1 protein-coding gene is annotated in these 982 nt (G+C 36.5%); it reads left to right on the forward strand.

Annotated elements, in window-relative coordinates; genetic code table 11:
• The first annotated feature begins 108 nt into the window (after positions 1-108).
• Positions 109-534, forward strand: a complete 426-nt coding sequence (locus AN214_RS21725; RefSeq protein ID WP_054981613.1) for a hypothetical protein — start codon at positions 109-111, stop codon at positions 532-534.
• Positions 535-982: the final 448 nt, after the last annotated feature.

Below are 982 nucleotides of genomic sequence, written 5' to 3' on the forward strand. Positions count from 1 at the left end.
GAAATACGACTCCGCAATTTTTTCATTTTCTATTGCAAACAACGCAAAGAAACTGCCAAACTTGCTGCACGTATTATTGAAGCGTTATACGTTTATTAAGGAATGACTATGAATTTAAGGATATTGCTACTCACCCTATTAATTACAGGTTGCTCTGAAGCAACTACCGAGTTTGAAAAATTAGCTGTAGAAATCTCTCATGAGAAATCTGCTAAATTTGATTCTGGATACTGGCAAGTTGGTGGCAACTTGCAATCAGCAAATGCTATAGCGTGGCAGAAAGCTTCGTTTCAAAATAAAAGAGCAACTTGTAGCGTTTTCCTAGAAGCTTTGATTCAACAAAATAAGCTAAATATTGAAGATTCCTCAGATGAAAATATCAAAAAAATGTCAGAGGAACTCGTGTATCTGCTAAATGAACGTTTCAAAATGGTTGGCAACGCTCAAGAAAACGAAGAGTCATTTAAACATTTAAAAGTTAGTAAAGAAGCGTTAATCGTAATTAAATCATTAAAGTGGTATAAAAACGTATAACACATATGAACCTTCTCCGGTCAAGTAAGCATAACGATTCTTTTTAGCTGCGTTTGAGCAGCTAATTTGTATCTGCAATTCTTAAATCTGTTCAACTTCGCTATGTCGGTTAGCCGTTAAAGTCGTTTACGGCAAATACATATTGAGGGTCTCTTATTGCGATCTCATCGCTGCCTAAATCAGTCGATACAGCTTATCGTTTAGGGCCACTAGACATTCATCGGCTAACCTTAATCTTGCACTACTCAAGGGGTTGGCTCATTCGTCCAGTTAGTTAAAGGCTTAGCTAAAGTGTAAACGATTTAATTCATTGCTTAAATTAATGCGCACCAACGGGTGTCTAATCAAGGCCAAATAGCTTATTACTTCGACAACACTTACCTGTCAGATTCAGCTTTTGCTGACTTAAACACAAATAATTCATGCTTGTTCATGCTTATCTAGTTAG

Origin of the sequence: Pseudoalteromonas sp. P1-9 (assembly GCF_001399975.1) — a bacterium.
Classification (GTDB): Bacteria; Pseudomonadota; Gammaproteobacteria; order Enterobacterales; family Alteromonadaceae; genus Pseudoalteromonas.